Annotated in this window: 1 protein-coding gene and 1 pseudogene; both read left to right on the top strand. The window is 61.1% G+C overall.

Translation table 11 applies throughout. The annotated features are described in order from the left end of the window. Window positions 1–426: 426 nt before the first annotated feature. The gene (locus HWN72_RS30610) at window positions 427–1,008 is read left to right on the top strand and encodes an outer membrane protein (protein ID WP_211152312.1); all 582 of its coding nucleotides are present in this window, start codon (window positions 427–429) and stop codon (window positions 1,006–1,008) included. A gap of 154 nt (window positions 1,009–1,162) precedes the next feature. Then, window positions 1,163–1,618 (top strand): annotated as a pseudogene (locus HWN72_RS30605) (MFS transporter); the annotation flags it as partial.

Raw genomic sequence — 1,618 nt, 5'->3', positions numbered from 1 at the left:
CGCTGACACCGCCTCGCGCTGATCTACGCGCCGGACTGATGAGCGCGCATGCGCCCGCACCCGGACGTTACTATCCATCCTTGCGCACGAAGAGGCGGGGCGGTCCGATGAGGGCCGCCCCGCAGTTTGGAGAGGATGCTCCTTGGGGGAGGAGCGCATCCGATATCTCCTGTAGTCGCCGTTCTTGAAACTGCACCGTATGCCGCGTGGCAGAATACATCAGCATGTCGCTTAAACTACCCGGATCGGTAAGTGTTGCCAGATCGTCTATGATATGATGCAGGTGTGCCATACTGTTGTATGTTGAATGCCAAACGACATCAAAGGATTTGCGTATATGGTATGCACATCCGCTAGTATTATTCGTGACTACAGGGCGGTGAACTAGAAACTTGCAACCGATTACGGTGCTATTAGGAGTTTCTCATGTCACAGAAGATAATGGCCAGTGCGGTCACGATCGGCGTCTGCCTGCTCGCGTCACCTGCGCTCGCTCAGTCCGAGGAGGCGTTCGTCGGGCCTCGCGTCACGATCGTCGGCGGATGGGACCGCATCGATCATGACGGCGAGAATGGTTCGGGGTTCGTCTATGGCGGCAACGCCGGATATGACATCGCCATCGGACGCGCGCGTCTGGCGCCTGAAGTCGAGGTGACCGGGACGACCCAGAAGTCCTGCTTCAACGAGAGCAACGGCCGGCGGTGCGAACGCGGCGACCGTGATTTCTATGTCGGTGGTCGCGTCGGCTACGTCATCGCGCCGAGCGTCCTCCTCTACGGAAAGGCGGGCTACACGAACGGCCGGTTCAGCGACCGGTTCACCCGCGTGGCCGGCGGAACAACCACGCAGATCGATCGCCACGACGACCGCTCGGGCTTCAGGCTCGGCGCGGGCGTCGAATACGCGGTTGCTGAGCACTTCTTCGTCACTGGCGAATACCGCTATTCGAACTACTCCGGGGGCTTCTCGCGCAACCAGATCTTGGGCGGCGTCGGCTTCCGTTTCTGATCGGCCGGTGCGGGCGGAGGGGCGGGGTAGCCCTTCTACCCGTATCGCCATACCCGGGTATGTCTTGTCGCAATAACGCTTCAACCGGAAGTTGCAGCCATCGTGGTCCAGGCATCTTCCATGTGGGCGCCGCCATGATCGAAGGGCAGCGGCAATGACAGCGAGCAGTAGCGAATATCGCTTCTCCCCGGAGGAGAAGCCCCTCTTCCCGGGCAGCCCGTTTTCCGCGCGCCACACCCCGCGCAACAAGGTGCTCTACGCGACTTCGGCGGCGGTGATGGCACTCGGCAGCGGTCTCGGGAACGGTATGATCACGGCGAACCTCGCCTCGATCTCCGGCGAGATGGGCCTCTATCTTGCGGAGGCGAACATTCTTCTCGCCGTCTATGTCGCCTTCAACGCGACGGCCAACCTCATGCTGGTGAAGGCTCGTGTTCAGTTCGGCATCCCCGCGACGATGCATGTAGTTCTGGGCGCGCTGATGGCGGCACAGGTGGTGCAGCTTCTTCATCCTACTCTTGGGACTGCGATACTTGCTCGGGCCGTGAGCGGCCTAGCCTCTGGCGGGCTGACGACGCTGTCGCTTTACAACATCTTCCAGGTCTTCCCT

The sequence above is a fragment of the Novosphingobium sp. HR1a genome (assembly GCF_015594425.1).
GTDB classification, from domain to species: Bacteria; Pseudomonadota; Alphaproteobacteria; order Sphingomonadales; family Sphingomonadaceae; genus Novosphingobium; species Novosphingobium resinovorum_A.
The sequence above is the reverse complement of the archived record's forward strand: the minus strand, read 5'-3'. Positions and strand labels throughout refer to the sequence as shown.

Bases quoted from the DNA above. Each gene is read 5' to 3' on its own strand.
- HWN72_RS30610 (WP_211152312.1), top strand. From the start codon at position 427: ATGTCACAGAAGATAATGGCCAGTGCGGTCACGATCGGCGTCTGCCTG.